The 16,759-nt window shown below is 73.6% G+C and carries 9 protein-coding genes and 1 tRNA gene; 5 read left to right on the top strand and 5 right to left on the bottom strand.

Annotated features, from left to right (window positions below; all coding sequences use genetic code 11):
• Nucleotide 1: 1 nt before the first annotated feature.
• Together J3P38_RS08525 and ppgK are read right to left on the bottom strand one after the other, a co-directional pair.
• Complete coding sequence (locus J3P38_RS08525; protein WP_210503268.1) at nucleotides 2-4,273, bottom strand: LamG-like jellyroll fold domain-containing protein; 4,272 nt, start codon at nucleotides 4,271-4,273, stop codon at nucleotides 2-4.
• A 150-nt stretch (nucleotides 4,274-4,423) separates the two neighbouring features.
• On the bottom strand, nucleotides 4,424-5,179 hold the full coding sequence (ppgK, locus tag J3P38_RS08530) for a polyphosphate--glucose phosphotransferase (RefSeq protein WP_210503269.1): 756 nt from the start codon (nucleotides 5,177-5,179) through the stop codon (nucleotides 4,424-4,426).
• Nucleotides 5,180-5,459: 280 nt separating this feature from the next.
• Between ppgK and J3P38_RS18520 the strand changes: the two genes are divergently transcribed.
• A complete protein-coding gene (locus J3P38_RS18520; RefSeq protein ID WP_210503270.1) occupies nucleotides 5,460-6,926 on the top strand; it encodes a fatty acid desaturase in 1,467 nt (488 codons plus the stop codon).
• 167 nt (nucleotides 6,927-7,093) lie between these two features.
• Here the strand turns inward: J3P38_RS18520 and J3P38_RS08540 are convergent, their stop codons facing one another.
• The 3 genes from J3P38_RS08540 to J3P38_RS08550 form a co-directional block, all read right to left on the bottom strand.
• The gene (locus tag J3P38_RS08540; protein ID WP_210503271.1) at nucleotides 7,094-8,836 is read right to left on the bottom strand and encodes a selenocysteine-specific translation elongation factor; all 1,743 of its coding nucleotides are present in this window, start codon (nucleotides 8,834-8,836) and stop codon (nucleotides 7,094-7,096) included.
• On the bottom strand, nucleotides 8,836-10,134 hold the full coding sequence (gene selA / locus J3P38_RS08545; RefSeq protein WP_210503272.1) for an L-seryl-tRNA(Sec) selenium transferase: 1,299 nt from the start codon (nucleotides 10,132-10,134) through the stop codon (nucleotides 8,836-8,838). Before selA ends, J3P38_RS08540 begins: the two co-directional genes overlap by 1 nt.
• Before the next feature lie 21 nt (nucleotides 10,135-10,155).
• Nucleotides 10,156-10,250, bottom strand: a tRNA-Sec gene (locus J3P38_RS08550).
• A gap of 37 nt (nucleotides 10,251-10,287) precedes the next feature.
• On the opposite strand from J3P38_RS08550, the gene selD reads away from it, so the two are divergent.
• From selD to nrfD, 4 genes are all read left to right on the top strand, one after another.
• Nucleotides 10,288-11,301 carry a selenide, water dikinase SelD gene (gene selD / locus J3P38_RS08555; RefSeq protein ID WP_210503273.1) on the top strand — a complete coding sequence of 338 codons (1,014 nt, stop codon included), beginning with the start codon at nucleotides 10,288-10,290 and terminating at the stop codon, nucleotides 11,299-11,301.
• 75 nt (nucleotides 11,302-11,376) lie between these two features.
• Nucleotides 11,377-14,760: a formate dehydrogenase gene (gene fdh / locus J3P38_RS08565; protein WP_307807811.1), complete on the top strand. Its 3,384-nt coding sequence runs from the start codon at nucleotides 11,377-11,379 to the stop codon at nucleotides 14,758-14,760.
• Nucleotides 14,757-15,701 (top strand): 4Fe-4S dicluster domain-containing protein, encoded by a 945-nt coding sequence (locus tag J3P38_RS18355; RefSeq protein WP_307807812.1) that lies wholly within the window; start codon nucleotides 14,757-14,759, stop codon nucleotides 15,699-15,701. The genes fdh and J3P38_RS18355 overlap by 4 nt, the downstream gene beginning before the upstream one ends.
• Nucleotides 15,698-16,717, top strand: a complete 1,020-nt coding sequence (nrfD, locus tag J3P38_RS08575; RefSeq protein WP_210503276.1) for an NrfD/PsrC family molybdoenzyme membrane anchor subunit — start codon at nucleotides 15,698-15,700, stop codon at nucleotides 16,715-16,717. Before J3P38_RS18355 ends, nrfD begins: the two co-directional genes overlap by 4 nt.
• Nucleotides 16,718-16,759 lie beyond the last annotated feature (42 nt).

The raw sequence follows: 16,759 nt of genomic DNA on the forward strand, positions 1-16,759 counted from the left end.
GTCAGCGGCGCACCCGGATGGTGCGCTTCACCGTCGTCCGCTCGAAGGACTCGCTCGCCACGAGCACCGCCTTGACCCGGTGCTTCCCGGCGCTGAGCCTCGGCAGCGTGACCCGGACGGTCCCGTCCGCCCGCAACTGCACCGCGCGGAGGGTCCGGCCGTCCACCTTGACCACGACGGTCCCGGTCGGGACCGTGCCCGGCGCGGTGAAGCCGATGGTCGCGGTGGCCCGCTTGGCGGCCTTCGCCTTGGTCACCTTCATCGTCGCGGCGGCCCGCGCCCTGCCGACCACCGACTCGGCCGACGTGGCGGCGACGGGCTCGCGGCCCGTCACCCGGGCGGTGACCCGGACGGCGATGCGCGCGCCGGAGTCGGCCCCGGTGAGGGTGTACTCGCCGCCGGTGGCGCCCTGGATGGGCACCCCGTCGCGCAGCCACTGGACGTCGAACGTGGCCCGGTCGGCGTTGGTCCACCGGCCCTGGTCGGCGGTGACGAGCGAGCCGACCGCGAGGGTGCCGTTGACGGCCGGCCTGGCGGTGTTCACCGGCGCGGGCGCCGGCTGGACCGTCACCTCGCGGGTCGCGACGGACTGGTTGCCGGCCGCGTCGCTGACCAGGTAGACGAGCTGGTAGCGCCCGGCCAGGGAGGTGTCGACCTCACCGAGGACGGAGACCCGGTCGGTGAGATCGCCGTCGCGGTCGTCGGCGACCGAGACCCCGGCCAGCGGGTCGAACGCGGCGCCGTGGGCGACGACGTCCGCCGCGCCCAGGGTGATCACCGGCGCGTCGACGTCGGCGACGCCGTCGGCGGTCGCGGTGAACAGCGCGAGCTGCGAGACCTGGCCGGGCAGCTCCTCGCCGCTGGCGGCGTCACGGCTGACGGCCTGCCAGGCGTACGTCTCGCCGATGGTCAGCCCGTCCCAGGTGACCGAGGCGGGCCAGCCGGACCGCGCGGTGTCGGTGCCGATGACCTCCTCGGTCGGGTCGAGCACGACGAGCGAGTCGGTGGCGAAGCTGGTCGCCCGGTGCTGGAGCTGGATCGGCATCTTGAAGTCGTCCTCCGTGCCGTTGTAGCGGTTGCGGTCGTCGTACTCCGTCGCCCCGAAGTTGTCGAGGAACGGGGAGTAGGTGTCCACGCTCATCTCCGACCGGTCGACGTCGACCTGCAGGAGCCGGAAGAACGACGACCCCATCTGCAGCAGCGTGTCCGGGGTCAGGGTGCCGGTGCCGCCCAGCCCCACGTCGCCCGCGCGGACCTTGTAGAACTGGTAGTCGGCGAGCAGCTCGACCACGTGGTTGCCCGGGCGGCCGAGGTTCTTGCGCACCTCGATGTTGACCCCGTGCTCGTGCCCCGAGAGGACCAGGAACACATTCGGGTTCTCCTTCACGACCGAGTTGCGCACGCTCATGCCGTCGTAGGACATGCCCCCGCCGCGACCGTCCGGGTTGGAGCTCGGCGTGGTGTAGGCGTGGGTCAGCACGATCGCGTTGCGGTCGGCGTACTGCTCGAGGATCCCGTCGGCCCAGGCGGCCTCCTCGGCGGTGACCCCGAAGCCCAGGCTGACCACGACGAAGTCGAGGCCACCGGCGCTGAACAGCACGTAGTTGTTGGCGTTGTCGCCCGGCTTCCACGGCTGGTACGACGCCCGCTCGCCCGCCCACCGCGGGTGCTGCGAGAGCGCGGCGTAGCGCTCCGGCCCGAAGTAGTCGTTGTAGAGCGCGTCCGGACCGTTGTCCTGGCCGTACTGGTTGTCGTGGTTGCCTGGGAGCACCGTGTTGACCAGGCCGGCGTCGTCGAGGATCTTCTGCGCGGCCGAGGCCACCTCGTACTCCCGCACCGCCTTGGCGCGGTTGTCGGTGAGGTTGTGCCAGTTCTCCATGATGTCGCCGGTGTGCGCGGTGAAGGCGATCTTGCGCGACTCGGAGTTGGCGACGATCCACTCGGTGATGTCGGTGTACGCACGGCGCCAGGTGTCGCGCTCGGCCTGCGTCGGCGGCTCGTCGGCACCCTCGGAGAGGTACTGGGTGTCGGTGAGGTGGGCGAGCGAGAAGTCGTACGCGGACGGGTCCTCGAAGGCCGGCCGCACCTCGTTGGGGATGTCGTCGGCGAACGGGTCCTCGCCGGTCACCATGATCGGCACGACGCCGTCGTGGTGGTGGCGGGGACGGACGTCGCCGGTGAGCGCGACGGAGCCCTCGGCGAGCCCGCGGGCGGTGTCGAGCGCCTCCCAGGCCTCGCCGTTCCAGGCGCGCAGGGTGACGCTGCGGGTCGGGTCGACGGTGCCGGACCAGCTGATGCGCTGACCCTCGGCCGCGCTGATCGCGACGTCGTGGCGCTGGAAGGAGATGCCGGTCGCGGAGGGGCTCGTGACGAGCGCGTCGTCACCGGGCTGGAGGGGCCCGGTGAGGTCCTCGGCCTGCTCGTGCTCGAACTCCCGCGTGGTGGGCAGCTCGGCGAAGGAGCCCTGGAAGCCGTCCTCGGCCACCTTGGCCTCGGCGCGGACGAACGTCGTCGTGACGTCGTCGCCGCTCGGGTTGGTGGCCACCGACGAGAGGGTGACCGAGCCGCCGGCCTGCCCCGTCCGGGTGCCGCCGCCGACCGGGATGTTGCCGGATCGGAAGGTCACGGACTGGTCGATCGGACGGCCGAAGACGTCGCTGCCGCGGAGCGTGAGGGCGTGCTCGCCGGCGCGGAGGCCCGGGCCGACCTCGTCGCCGGGCCGGACGAGCGCGCCGTCGATGCGGTACTCGGCCGTGCGGCCCACCGCCGGCGGCATGGAGGTCTCGACCGACAGGGTGGTGGGACCGGTGATGCGGCTGCCGGCCGCCGGGGTGGAGCCGGTGATGGTGACGGGCGCGGTGGCGAGGCCGTCGGCCAGGACGTCGCGGCGCAGGGCGAGGACGTCGGTGCGGTCCACGGGCTCGGAGAAGAGCCGGGCGGTGGCGACGGTGGCGGGCGCGAGGAAGCTCGCCCGGTTGTTGGTGCTGGCGTCGCCGCCGACCACCAGGTTGCGGGCGGTCGCGTTCGGGGGCACGGTCAGCGCGCCCGCGGCCGGTGCCTGCTTGGCCAGCACGCCGTCGACGTACAGGCTGGTCACCTGGCCGTCCCAGGTGCCGACCACGTGGTACCACCGGTCGGCCACCACCGGCACGTTGAGGTTGCGGTAGCTGCCGCCGATGTGGGGGTTGAACGACAGGTTCGGTCCGTAGAGCGTGATCGAGAAGCCGCCGGCCTCCTTGGCGCCGCAGATGTTGCCGCGCTCCTCACCGCTGGCGGCGAGGTCGGCGTCGTACTTGAACGTGCACTCGACCGCGAAGCCGTCGACGAGCGCGTCGTAGTCGTCGGCGAGGGGGTAGAGGTAGGCCGAGGTGCCGTCGAGCTCGCCGACGTTGCGGCCCAGGGGCACGTCGGGACGGACGACCGGCTCGTTCCACTCGGTCACGGGAAGGCCCTGCGCCCGGTCGGTGGGGGTGCCGTCGGCGAAGTCGACGTCGAGGACGTCGGCGGTCGGGGCGACCGGCTCGGCGACGGCGGCCGCGGCCAGCGCGGCGGCGTCGCCGGCCGTCAGGGCCGACGAGTACACCCGGGCGGTGTCGATGGTGGTGGCGGCGAAGAACCCGACGCCGTTGCTCGGCTGGGCGTCGGCGCCGAGGGCGAAGTTCTGCGCGCCCACGGACGGGGCCCTGAACACGCCGGACGCGGCGGTCTGTGCGACCTGCTCGCCGTCGACGTACAGCACGAGCGTGGAGCCGTTCCAGACGACGAGCGTGTGGTACCACTCGCCCGACTCCATCGGGAAGCGCACGTTCTTGTAGCCGCCGCCGATGTGGGCCATGAAGCCGCCGCGACCCCCGCTGACGTACGTCGCGAAGCCGCCGGCCTCCTTGGCGCCGCAGAAGTCCTGCTCGCCGCCGGCGAGGTCGGTGCCGTCGTAGCGGAAGCTGCACTCGACCGAGAAGCCCGACGCCATGGCGTCGTACTGGCCGGCGAGCGGGTAGAGCGCCGCGTCGTCGCCGTCGAGGGCGTACGCCGTCCGGGCGCGCGCCGCGTCGGAGACGATCTCCGGGTCGCCGAAGAGCGTCGGCGTGAGGTCGCGGGCGCGGTCGTCGGCGGTGCCGTCGGCGAAGTCGATGTCGAGGATGTCGGCGACGGGCAGCTCGGCCGCCGTCGCTGGGGAGGCGGTGCCGGGCACGATCGCGAGGAGCGAGCCCGTGACGGCGACCGCGCCGGCCGTGGCCAGCATCGAGCGCCAGCGGTTGCTGTGGCGTTTCACAGAGGGATTCCTGTTCGGTTCGATCCGATGGGGACCAGAACAGGCTTCCGGCGCGGGGTGACCGGAAGGTGGCAGCGGTGCGGACGCGGGGTGGACCGGCGTTGGCCGGTTGCTCGGCGGACGCCCGGGGCGTCCGCCTGAAGTCGCACCTCAGCCCTCGGTGCCCGCCTTGCGGTGCGCCACGAGGGCGGCGCCGACGATGCCGGCGCGGTTCTGCAGGGTCGCGGGCACCATCTCGGTCTCGACCTTGATGAGGTGGCCGAAGCTGTCCCACGACTTGCTGACGCCGCCGCCGATCACGAAGAGGTCGGGGGTGAAGAGGCGCTCGAGGTGCCGGAAGTAGGTGGTGAGCCGCTCGGCCCAGGCCTCCCACGACAGGCCCTCGCGCTCGCGGGCGCTGGTCGCGGCCCGCGACTCGGCGACGGCCCCGTCGATCTCGAGGTGGCCCATCTCGGAGTTGGGGACGAGCCGGCCGTCGTGGATCAGCGCCGAGCCGATGCCGGTGCCGAGCGTGATGACCATGACCAGTCCGCGGCGGCCCTGCGCCGCGCCGTACTCGGTCTCTGCCAGGCCGGCGGCGTCGGCGTCGTTGACGACGTGCACCTCGCGCCCGAGCGCCTCGGTGAAGATCGCGTCGGCGTCCTCGTTGATCCACGACTTGTCGATGTTGGCCGCCGACAGCACGACCCCGCGCCGGACGATGCCGGGCACGGTCACGCCGACCGGCGTCGTCGAGGCCGGAAAGGAGTCGACGATCTGCTGGAAGACGTCGGCGACGGCCTGCGGGGTCGCCGGCTTGGGGGTGTCGATGCGGACCCGGGCGTGGGCGAAGTCGCCGACCTCGAGGTCGACGGGCGCACCCTTGATGCCGGTGCCACCGAAGTCGATGCCGAAGGGGTGATCCATGCGCACAACCTAGCGTCCGCCCTCGCGAGGTGTGACGGGGGCAACACGGTGTGGGACGGCGCCTCGCCGGTCCTGCTCCGCCCACGGGGCGGGGCGTCTCGAATCCCCCGCTTAAGCGGGGGATCGCGAACATCCAGTGGCATGCATGCCCCGAGAAGTTCGCAGTCCCCCGCTTAAGCGGGGATTCATGGGGCGGTGAGCGGTTGACAAAGGGGTGCCTCTTGTCAAACCCGCTTTACAGAACCTACAGTCGTGTACACCCACGGCAGGAGGTCAGGACATGCCCGGCTACCCCACTCGACTCGCCCCTAGCGGCACGGTCCCCGACGGCACGACCGAGCTGTGGAGGGACCGCAAGCGCTACCTGTGGTTGATCGGCCTGGTCGTCCCGAGCCTGGCCTTCGTCGCGTTCGGGGGCTACCTCGCGACCGGGTGGAGCGTGTGGTTCTGGGTCGGTCCGATCGTGGTCCTCGGCATCGTGCCCGCCATCGACCTGCTCGCCGGCCTCGACCGCTCCAACCCGCCGGACGACGTCATCGAGGCGCTGGAGCAGGACAGGTACTACCGGTGGATCACCTACCTGTTCCTGCCGATCCAGTACGCCGGCTTGCTGGCAGCGATGGCGGTCGTCGGCGGCTGGGACGCCTTCGGCCTGCTCGCCGAGATGCCGCTCTCGACGCTCGACAAGGTGGGCCTCGCCGTCTCGATCGGCTGCATCGGCGGCATCGGCATCAACACCGCCCACGAGCTCGGCCACAAGAAGGAGGCCAACGAGCGCTGGCTGTCCAAGGTCGCGCTCGCGCAGGTCTTCTACGGCCACTTCTACATCGAGCACAACCGCGGGCACCACGTACGGGTGGCGACCCCGGAGGACCCGGCGAGCGCCCGTCTCGGCGAGAGCTTCTACGAGTTCTGGCCCCGCACGGTCGGCGGCTCGCTGAAGTCCGCGTGGCGCCTGGAGAAGCGCCGGCTCGCGCGGCGCAAGCAGAGCCCGTGGCGCCTCGACAACGACGTCCTCAACGCGTGGCTGATGTCCGTCGCCCTGTGGGCCGTGGTCGTCGCGGCGTTCGGCGTCGAGGTGCTGCCGTTCCTCCTCGTCCAGGCCGTCGTCGGCTTCTCGCTCCTCGAGGTCGTCAACTACATGGAGCACTACGGGATGCTGCGGCAGAAGGTCGGCGAGGGCGACCGGCAGCGCTACGAGCGCGTGCTGCCCAGCCACTCGTGGAACTCCAACAACATCGCCACCAACGTCCTGCTCTACCACCTGCAGCGGCACAGCGACCACCACGCGAACCCCACCCGGCGCTACCAGACGCTGCGCGACTTCGAGGAGAGCCCGGTGCTCCCGACGGGGTACGCCGGCATGATCGTGCTCGCGATCGTCCCTCCCCTCTGGCGACGCGTCATGGACCAGCGGGTGGTCGACCACTTCGGCGGCGACGTCACCCTGGCCAACATCAGCCCGCGCAAGCGCGAGACGTACCTGCGCCGGTACGACGCCGCCGGGCGCGCCGCGGCCGCCGAGGCAGCCCGCCGGGCGCGCGAGGAGCTGCCGGGCGCGACCGCCGAGGTGCTGGCTGCGCGCTGCCCGAGCTGCGAGTACGTCTACGAGGTCGCAGCGGGCGACGAGCACGAGGGCTTCGCGGCCGGCACCGCGTGGGCCGACATCCCGGACGACTGGTGCTGCCCGGACTGCGGCGTGCGCGAGAAGGTCGACTTCGTGCCGCTGGAGCCGACCGCGCGCTGAGCGGTGCGTGAGGCAGCTTCTCGTGAGCGGAAACCTGCCTCACGCACCGCTCGGGGGCCGACGGGCGGGCCGATCGAGCTGGAACCTGCCTCACGCACCGCTCGGAAGCCGACGGGCAGGCCGACGGGGCCAGAACCTGCCTCACGCACCGCTCGGCAGCCGCGAGCTCAGCGCACGACCTCGCGGCGGTCGTCGGCCAGCCGTCGGGTGCGTCCCGCGCGGTCGAGGTGGTCGAGCAGCGGCAGCGCCACCCGGCGCGTGGTCGCCAGCCGCTCGCGCGCGGCGCTGGTCGTGAACGGCTGCTCGAGGCCGCGCAGCAGCTCGACGGCGCGGTCGACCGCGTCGGGCGCCAGCACGATGCCGGGTCCGAGCCGACGGAGCAGGCCGCTGCGCTCCGCTGCCCCGAGCGCACGCTCGTCGAGGCGGAGCTCGCGCAGCCGGTCGGCGGTGGGCGCGGCGAACGGGGCGTCGGCGAGGCCGCGCAGGACCTCATCGACCGACGCGCGGACCGGCGCCGGGAGCCCGGGGGAGCCGGGACCCAGCACCCGGCCGTCGACGACGCGGAGCGGCGGCCGCACCAGCGCGCGCACGAGGTCGGGGGTGGGCAGCCGCAGCCGCCCGGCGAGCACGGACAGCGGCACCGCCGGGTCCAGCGGGTGGCTGCGCGCGTGCTGCTCGACGAGGCCCGGGAGCCGGTCGGCCAGCGCCCGGGCGACGGCGGGATCCACGAGCCAGGGACCGGCCGCGAGGTGGTCGCCGTCGGTGAGCGGTACGCCGAGCTGCTGGAGGCGGTCGGCACGCGCGATGCCCCGGCGCGCGAGCTCGTCGGCGAGACGGGGGGTGCCGTCGGCACCGGCCAGCTGCCCGGCGCGGCGGGCGGCTGCACCGCGACGACGCAGCCGGGGCGGGTCGGGATCGAGCACGTCGACGCGCCACACCTGCCGCCGCCCGGGGTCGCGCAGCAGGGCCCGGTCGCCGATCCGCAGGGGCAGGGGACGCTCGAGCGAGAGCCGCGCCAGCCCCGCGCCGAGCGGCCGGAAGCGCACCGGCAGGTCGGCAGCACCGACGTGCAGCACCGGCGCGGTGGGCGGCTCACCGGTCCCGGACCACCGGACGTCGACGACGCTGGTGTGGTGCCAGGCGCCGGGGGTGACCAGCACGCTGCCCCGTGCGAGGTCGTCGGTTCGGCCGGTCACGTTCAGCGCGACGCGAGCCACGCCGCTCACCTCGTCGCGGTCGCGGCCGAGCGCCTGCACCTCGCGGACCCGCAGGACCGTGTCGCCGAGCGCGAGCCCGTCGCCGCGTCGCACGGTGCCCGCCGCGAGGGTGCCGGTGACGACGGTCCCGGCCCCGCGGACCGTGAAGCGCCGGTCCACCCAGAGCCGGACGTCGGCGGCGGGGTCGGGCCGGGGCAGCGCGGTGACCATCGCCGAGAGCGCGGCGCGCAGCGCGTCGATGCCCGCGCCGGTCCGGGCGCTCACCGGCAGCACGAGGGCGCCGGCCAACCCGGTCGCGGCCACCTCCGCCGTGGCCCGCGCGACGGCCGGGGCGGGGTCGGCCAGGTCGGAGCGCGACACCGCCACGACCGCGTGGCGTACGCCGATCGCGTCGAGGGCGGCGAGGTGCTCCGCGGCCTGCGGCATCCACGGGTCGTCGGCCGCGACGACGAGCAGCGCCGCGGGCACCGGGCCGATCCCGGCGAGCATCGTGGTGAGGAACCGCTCGTGGCCCGGCACGTCGACGAAGGCGACCTCGCCGGCCTCGGGCCACTCGGTCCAGCAGTAGCCGAGCTCGATCGTCAGTCCCCGGCGCCGCTCCTCGACGAGCCGGTCGGGGTGGGTCCCGGTCAGGGCCTCCACGAGGGCCGACTTGCCGTGGTCGACGTGACCGGCCGTGGCCACGACGTGCATCAGCCCGGCTCCGCCACGCGTCGTACGGCGGCGACGAGGGCCGCGTCCTCGGCGGGGTCGACCGCGAGCAGGTCGAGCAGCAGGCGCCCGCGCTCGAGCCGGCCGACCACCGGCAGGTCCAGCGCGCGCAGCGGCTCGGCGTACGACTCCGGCAGCGCCACCGCGGCGCTCGGGATCACGACGTCGGGGGCGCCGCCCCCACCGACGGCCCCGTCGGAGTCCACGACGTTCGCGCCGAGGTCGTCGGGCAGGGCGGCGACGACGGCCGCTGCGCGGGCGCGCAGGTCGCCGACCGAGCGGGACAGCGCCGCGGCGACGGGCGGGACCGGGCCGGCGAGCGTCGCCTCGAGCGCGGCGAGGGTGAGCTTGTCGACCCGCAGGGCGCGGGCGAAGGGGTCGCGCCGCAGCCGCTCGAGGAGCGCGGCGCGGCCGAGCAGCAGTCCGCACTGCGGCCCGCCGAGCAGCTTGTCGCCCGAGGCGGTGACCAGGTCGGCACCCGCGCGGAGGGTGGTGGCGGCGTCGGGCTCGTCGGGCAGGCGCGGGTGCGGCGCGAGCAGGCCGGAGCCGATGTCGACGACCAGCGGTGCGCCGAGGGTGGCGAGGTCGGCCACCGGGACCGAGGAGGTGAACCCGCGGACGCTGAAGTTGGACGGGTGCACCTTGAGGACGAAGGCCGTCGTGCCGTCGACCGCCGCCGCGTAGTCCTCGACCCGCACCCGGTTCGTCGTGCCGACCTCGCGCAGCCGGGCCCCGACGGACTCCATCAGCTCGGGGATGCGGAAGCCGTCACCGATCTCGACGAGCTCGCCGCGCGCGATCACCACCGAGCCGCCGTCGCGCGCCAGGACGCGCGTCACGAGGGCGAGCGCCGCCGCGCCGTTGTTGACGACGTGCACCGCCTCCGCGTCCGGCACCGCGGCGGCGAGCGCCTCCAGGGTGCCCCTGCCCCGGCGGCCGCGGCGCGCGGTGGTGAGGTCGAGCTCGACGTCGGTGGCACCCGCGGCCGTGCGCAGCGCCTCGACCGCCGCGGCGGACAGGGGCGCGCGGCCGAGGTTGGTGTGCACCACGACCCCCGTGGCGTTCACGACCCGGCGCAGCGTCGTCGCTGCCGGGGGCAGCGCGGCGACCGCCTCGTCGGCGACCGCGGCCGGCGCCAGCGCGCCGTCGCGGCAGCGCTGCTGGGCGGCGGCGACGGCCCGCTTGACCAGCACCGGGCCGAGCCGGTCGGCCGCCTCCCGCAGCCGCGGGTCGGCGAGGAGCTGGTCGGTGCGCGGGACGGCCCGTCGCGGATCCGGCACGCACCCTCCTGCGGTCACGAGTGGCGGAGGCGGACGGGAATCGAACCCGCCTGGCCCAGGTGCTGGGCCACAACGGTTTTGAGGACCGCGTCCGTCACCAGACGAGAACCGCCTCCGTCGTCAGCGTAGCCACAGCCGTCCTAGGTTGGGGCCATGACGTCACCCCTCCGGCTGACCCAGTACGCCGCCGGCGGCGGCTGCGCCTGCAAGGTCCCCCCGGGCGAGCTCGAGCGGGTCCTGGGCGACCTGCCCGGCGGCCGCGCGGGCGGCGACGGGACGGGGGACCTCGTCGTCGGGGTGGAGCACGGCGACGACGCCGCGGCAGTGCGGATCCATCCGGCCGCCGACGGCACCGACCGGGTGGTCATCCTCACCACCGACTTCTTCACCCCGGTCGTCGACGACCCCCGCGACTGGGGCCGCATCGCCGCGACCAACGCGCTCTCCGACGTCTACGCCATGGGCGGCACGCCCGTCGTCGGGGTCAACCTGCTCGGCTGGCCGCGCGAGAAGCTGCCCTTCGAGATCGCCGCCGAGGTGATGCGCGGGGGCGCCGAGGCCTGCGCGGCCGCCGGTGCGCACCTCGCCGGCGGCCACAGCATCGACGACCCGGAGCCGAAGTACGGGCTGGCGGTCACCGGCCTCGCCGACGCCGACCGGCTGCTGCGCAACGACGCCGCGGCGCCGGGACTGCCCCTCACTCTCACCAAGCCTCTCGGCCTCGGCATCCTCAACAACCGCCACAAGGCCACGGGTGAGCGCTTCGAGGAGGCCGTGGCGGTCATGACCACGCTCAACCGGGACGCCTCCGCGGCCGCGGTGTCGGCCGGCCTGCGGGCCGCGACCGACGTCACCGGCTTCGGGCTGCTCGGCCACCTGATGAAGATGATGCGCGCCAGTGGCACTTCCGCGGTGGTCGACGCCGCCGCCGTGCCGTACGTCGACGGGGCTCGGCAGTCGCTGGCCGACGGGTTCGTGCCCGGTGGCAGCCGGCGCAACCTCGACTGGGTGCGACCCCACCTCGAGGCGTCGATCGGCGACGACGAGCTGCTGCTGCTCGCCGACGCACAGACCTCCGGCGGGCTGCTCGTGGTGGGCGAGCTGCCCGGCCACCCGGTGGTCGGCGAGGTCGTCGCGGGCGGTGGCGCGCTGCTCACCGTCCGCTGACCCACCCCGGTGGGCGGTGGACCAGCGGCGCGGCCCGTCGTAGGTTCGGGGGCAACGGTGACGAAGGAGGCTCGGGTGACGGAGACGCCGGCACGGACGAAGCGCTCCCTCCTGCCCTGGCCGGTGCTGCGCCAGCTCGCCGACGGCGACGTGCTGGGTCGCGGCCGGTCGGTCCGCTCGAAGCGCACCGACGAGATCGAGCCGCGCACCGCGACCGCCGACCGCGTCGCGAAGAGCGTGTGCCCCTACTGCGCCGTGGGCTGCGCCCAGAAGATCTTCGTCAAGGACGAGAAGGTCGTGCAGATCGAGGGCGACCCCGAGAGCCCGGTCAACCGGGGACGGCTCTGCCCCAAGGGCTCGGCGAGCAAGAACCTCGTCACCAGCCCGCTGCGCCAGACCGCGGTCAAGTACCGCCGTCCCTTCGGCACGGAGTGGGAGGAGCTCGACCTCCACACGGCGATGGAGATGGTCGCCGACCGAGTGCTGCGGGCGCGGCGCGACAGCTGGCAGGACCTCGACGAGCACGGCCGCAAGGTCCGGCGCACGATGGGCATCGCCAGCCTCGGCGGCGCCACGCTGGACAACGAGGAGAACTACCTCATCAAGAAGCTGTTCACAGCGATGGGGGCCATCCAGATCGAGAACCAGGCGCGTATTTGACACTCCGCCACCGTCCCCGGTCTGGGGACCAGCTTCGGACGCGGCGGCGCCACCGGGTTCCAGCAGGACCTGGCCAACGCTGACTGCATCGTGATCCAGGGCTCGAACATGGCCGAGGCCCACCCGGTGGGCTTCCAGTGGGTCGTGGAGGCGAAGAAGCGCGGCGCGCGGATCATCCACGTCGACCCCCGGTTCACCCGCACGAGCGCGCTGGCCCACCAGCACGTGCCGATCCGCGTCGGCAGCGACATCGCGTTCCTGGGCGGGATCATCAACTACGTCCTGCAGAACGAGCTCGACTTCCGCGAGTACGTCGTCAACTACACCAACGCGGCCAACATCGTCAGCGAGGACTTCCAGGACGCCGACGACCTGGACGGCCTGTTCTCCGGGTTCGACACCGAGACCAGGACCTACGACCCGACCAGCTGGCAGTTCGCCCAGGAGGACGACCAGGGCGACCTCGGCCCGGCGCAGGCCGACGACGCGGGGGACAGCGCGGAGCAGCGCAACACCGCCAGCGGCCTGCAGAACGAGGCGCACGGCATGCAGGTCGGCAGCCGCCCGCCCCGCGACGAGACCCTGCAGCACCCCCGGTGCGTCTACCAGGTGCTCAAGCGCCACTACGCGCGCTACACGCCCGAGGTGGTGGAGCAGGTCTGCGGCGTCTCGCAGGAGGACTTCCTGGAGGTCTGCCGGGCGTGGACCGAGAACTCCGGTCGTGAGCGCACCACGGCGCTGGTCTACAGCGTCGGCTGGACCCAGCACAGCGTGGGCGTGCAGTACATCCGCGCGGGCGCCATCCTGCAGCTGCTCACCGGCAACGTGGGCCGGCCGGGCGGCGGGATCATGGCGCTGCGCGGCCACGCCAGCATCCAGGGCTCCACCGACATCCCGACGCTGTTCAACATCCTCCCCGGCTACCTGCCGATGCCCAACGCGGAGAAGCACCAGACGCTGACGGAGTGGATCGACGCCGTCCGCAACCCGGGCAGCAAGGGCTTCTGGGCCAACGCCGGGGCGTACGGCATCAACCTGCTCAAGGCCTACTGGGGCGACGCCGCGACCCCGGACAACGACTTCTGCTTCGACTACATGCCGCGGATCACCGGCGACCACGGCACCTACCGGACCGTGCTCGACATGATCGACGGCAAGGTCAAGGGCTACTTCCTGCTCGGGCAGAACCCGGCCGTCGGCTCCGCCCACGGCCGTGCGCAGCGCCTCGGGATGGCCAACCTCGACTGGGTGGTGGTGCGCGACCTGTTCGAGATCGAGAGCGCCACCTTCTGGAAGGACTCGCCCGAGGTGGCGACCGGCGAGATCGTCCCGGAGGAGTGCCGCACGGAGGTGTTCCTCTTCCCCGCCGCCTCGCACGTGGAGAAGGAGGGGACCTTCACCCAGACGCAGCGGATGCTGCAGTGGCGGGAGAAGGCGGTGGAGCCGCCGGGCGACGCCCGCTCGGAGCTGTGGTTCTTCTACCACCTCGGCCGGATGCTGCGGGAGCGGCTGGCGGGGTCGGAGGACGAGCGCGACCGCCCGCTGCTCGACCTGGCCTGGGACTACCCCATGCACGGCGACCCCGAGCAGGTGTCGTCCGGCTGGGGCGAGCCCAGCGCCGAGGCGGTGCTCAAGGAGATCAACGGCTACGAGGTCGCGACCGGCCGTCCCCTCTCCGGGTTCCTGGAGATGAAGGACGACGGCTCGACGCTCGGCGGCTGCTGGATCTACAGCGGTGTGTACGCCGACGGGGTCAACCAGGCCGCGCGCCGCAAGTCCCGCCACGACCAGTCTTTCGTCGCCTCCGAGTGGGGCTGGGCGTGGCCGATGAACCGCCGCATCCTCTACAACCGCGCGTCCGCCGACCCCGAGGGGCGGCCGTGGAGCGAGCGCAAGGCCTACGTCTGGTGGGACGAGGACAAGCAGGAGTGGACGGGCGACGACGTGCCCGACTTCGAGAAGACCAAGCCGCCGTCCTACCGGGCGCCTGAGGGCTCGGACGGCGTCGCGGCCATCGAGGGGGTCGACCCGTTCATCATGCAGGGCGACGGGAAGGGTGCCCTCTACGCGCCGCAGGGACTCATCGACGGCCCGCTGCCGACCCACTACGAGCCGGTGGAGTCGCCGTTCCGCAACCTGCTGCACGGCCAGCAGGCGAACCCGACGCGCAAGGAGTACCGCCGCGCGGACAACCCGATGAACCCCGACCCGCGCTCGCCCGGGGCGGCGGAGGTGTTCCCGTTCGTGTTCACCACGAGCCGCCTCACCGAGCACCACACCGCCGGCGGGATGAGCCGCTACGTCGAGCACCTCGCCGAGCTGCAGCCCGAGATGTTCGTCGAGGTCTCCCCGGAGCTCGCGGCGGAGCGCGGCCTCGAGCACATGGGCTGGTGCCACGTCATCACCGCCCGCTCGGCGATCGAGGGACGCGTCCTGGTCACCGAGCGGCTGCGCCCGCTGCGCGTCGAGGGCCGGACCGTCCACCAGGTGTGGATGCCCTACCACTGGGGGCAGGGCGGGCTGGTGGCCGGTGACTCGGCCAACGACCTCTTCGGGATCTCCCTCGACCCCAACGTGCTGATCCAGGAGAGCAAGGTCGGCACCTGCGACGTCCGGCCGGGCCGCCGGCCCACGGGCCCGGCCCTGCGCGAGTACGTCGAGGGGTACGCCCGCCGCGCCGGCGTGCTCGACGGCAGCGAGGGCCCCGTGGTGACGGCCTCGGCCGCTGCCCAGCGGGAGTCCGCCGCCGCCCAGGACGGCGACGACCAGCACGCCCCTCACCAGCGGGAGGACCAGTGATCGGCCGCAACAGCCTCTTCGGCCCGCTCGACCCGGCGCCCGACGCCGGCTACGCCGACGCCCCGCCCCGCAAGGGGTTCTTCACCGACACCAGCGTGTGCATCGGCTGCAAGGCCTGCGAGGTGGCGTGCAAGGAGTGGAACGACGTCCCGGAGAACCTCTTCCAGATGCTCGGCACCTCCTACGACAACAGCCACTCGCTCAACGCCAACCAGTGGCGCCACGTGGCCTTCATCGAGCGGCCCGGCCGGGCGCCCGCGCCGGACCAGCCGGCGGTGCCCACCACGCCGCCCGTCGACATCGGGATGCCGACGGTGGGTGCCCCGCCCAGCGACGTGCCGGACGAGGCCAAGCCCGACTTCCAGTGGCTGATGTCGTCCGACGTGTGCAAGCACTGCACGCACGCCGCCTGCCTCGACGTGTGCCCGACGGGCTCGCTGTTCCGCTCCGAGTTCGGCACCGTGGTGGTGCAGGACGACATCTGCAACGGGTGCGGATACTGCGTCGCGGCCTGCCCCTACGGCGTGATCGACCGGCGCAAGGGACCCGACGGCGACCCTCGCGTCGGCATCGCCCAGAAGTGCACGCTCTGCTACGACCGGCTGACCGACAACCAGCGACCCGCCTGCGCGCAGGCGTGCCCGACGGAGTCGATCCAGTTCGGCGACGTCGAGGAGCTGCGCGAGCGCGCCAGCGCGCGGGTCGCGACGCTGCACGAGCAGGGCGTCATGGACGCCCGGCTCTACGGCAACGACCCGGAGGACGGCGTCGGCGGCACCGGCGCCTTCTTCCTGCTGCTCGACGAGCCGGAGGTCTACGGGCTGCCGCCCGACCCGGTCGTCACGACCAAGGACCTCCCGCGCATGTACCAGCGGGCCGCGATGGCCGCCGCGGCGATGCTCGCCGGCGCCGCCGTGTCGTTCGTGAGGAGGAAGCCGTGACGGAGGTGTCGCACCAGCACGGCGGCAGCCCGTCGCGGCAGCGCGGCCAGCGTGGCGGCGGCGACCGCGTGATGGTCCCCGAGGCCGACTTCACCTCCTACTACGGCCGGGCGATCGTCAAGCCGGCCCCGTGGGAGAAGGACATCGCCTTCTACCTCTTCACCGGTGGGGTCGCGGCGGGCAGCTCGCTGCTCGCCGCCGGGGCGGACCTGACCGGCCGTCCCGGCCTGCGCCGCGTCGCCCGCCTCGGCTCGCTCGGCAGCCTCGGGCTCAGCGTCGGCTTCCTCGTCCACGACCTGGGCCGGCCGAGCCGCTTCCTCAACATGCTGCGGGTCGCCAAGCTGACCTCGCCGATGTCGGTCGGCACCTGGATCCTCAGCCTGCACGGCCCCTTCGCGGCCTTGGCGTCGGGCGCCGAGATCGTCTCCATGCTGCCGGCGTCGTGGCAGCGCGGGCCGCTGCGGCTCGTCGCCGTGCTGGGCCGCCCGGCCGGCCTCGTCGGCGCCCTCACCGCGACGCCCGTCGCGGCGTACACCGCGGTGCTGCTGGCCGACACCGCCACCCCTGCGTGGCACACCGCCCACGAGGAGCTGCCGTTCGTCTTCTGCGGCTCGGCGGCCGCCGCCTCCGGCGGGCTCGGCCTGCTGGGCGCGCCGGTCGCCCAGACCGGCCCGGCGCGTGCCTTCGCCGTGGGCGGCGCGGTGGTGGAGCTCGCGGCCGAGAGGCGCATGGAGCGGTCGATGGGGATCTCGGCGGAGACGCTGCACCACGACACGGCGGGCCGCTGGATGCGCGCGAGCACCCTGCTCACCGCGGCCGGCGCGCTCGGCGCGCTCGTCGGACGGCGCAGCCGGCTCCTGTCCGCGGTGTCCGGCGCGGCGCTCATGGCGGGCTCGCTGTCCACCCGGATGGGCGTCTACGAGGCGGGGCTCGCCTCGGCCGAGGACCCGAAGTACACCGTCGTGCCGCAGCGTGAACGAGTCGACCGAGGGGTACCGGTGCGCCACCGCCAGTGAGCCGGCGTCCACCAGCCAGGGGCGCCGTCGCGGCGCTCGGAC

The organism is Nocardioides xinjiangensis (assembly GCF_017916455.1).
Classification (GTDB): Bacteria; Actinomycetota; Actinomycetes; order Propionibacteriales; family Nocardioidaceae; genus Nocardioides; species Nocardioides xinjiangensis.

What these genes read in the sequence shown, in the direction of transcription:
- ppgK (WP_210503269.1), bottom strand. Translation starts at nt 5,179, where the DNA reads ATGGATCACCCCTTCGGCATCGACTTCGGTGGCACCGGCATCAAGGGT.
- J3P38_RS18520 (WP_210503270.1), top strand. Translation starts at nt 5,460, where the DNA reads ATGCCCGGCTACCCCACTCGACTCGCCCCTAGCGGCACGGTCCCCGAC.
- J3P38_RS08540 (WP_210503271.1), bottom strand. Translation starts at nt 8,836, where the DNA reads ATGCACGTCGTGGCCACGGCCGGTCACGTCGACCACGGCAAGTCGGCC.
- selD (WP_210503273.1), top strand. Translation starts at nt 10,288, where the DNA reads ATGACGTCACCCCTCCGGCTGACCCAGTACGCCGCCGGCGGCGGCTGC.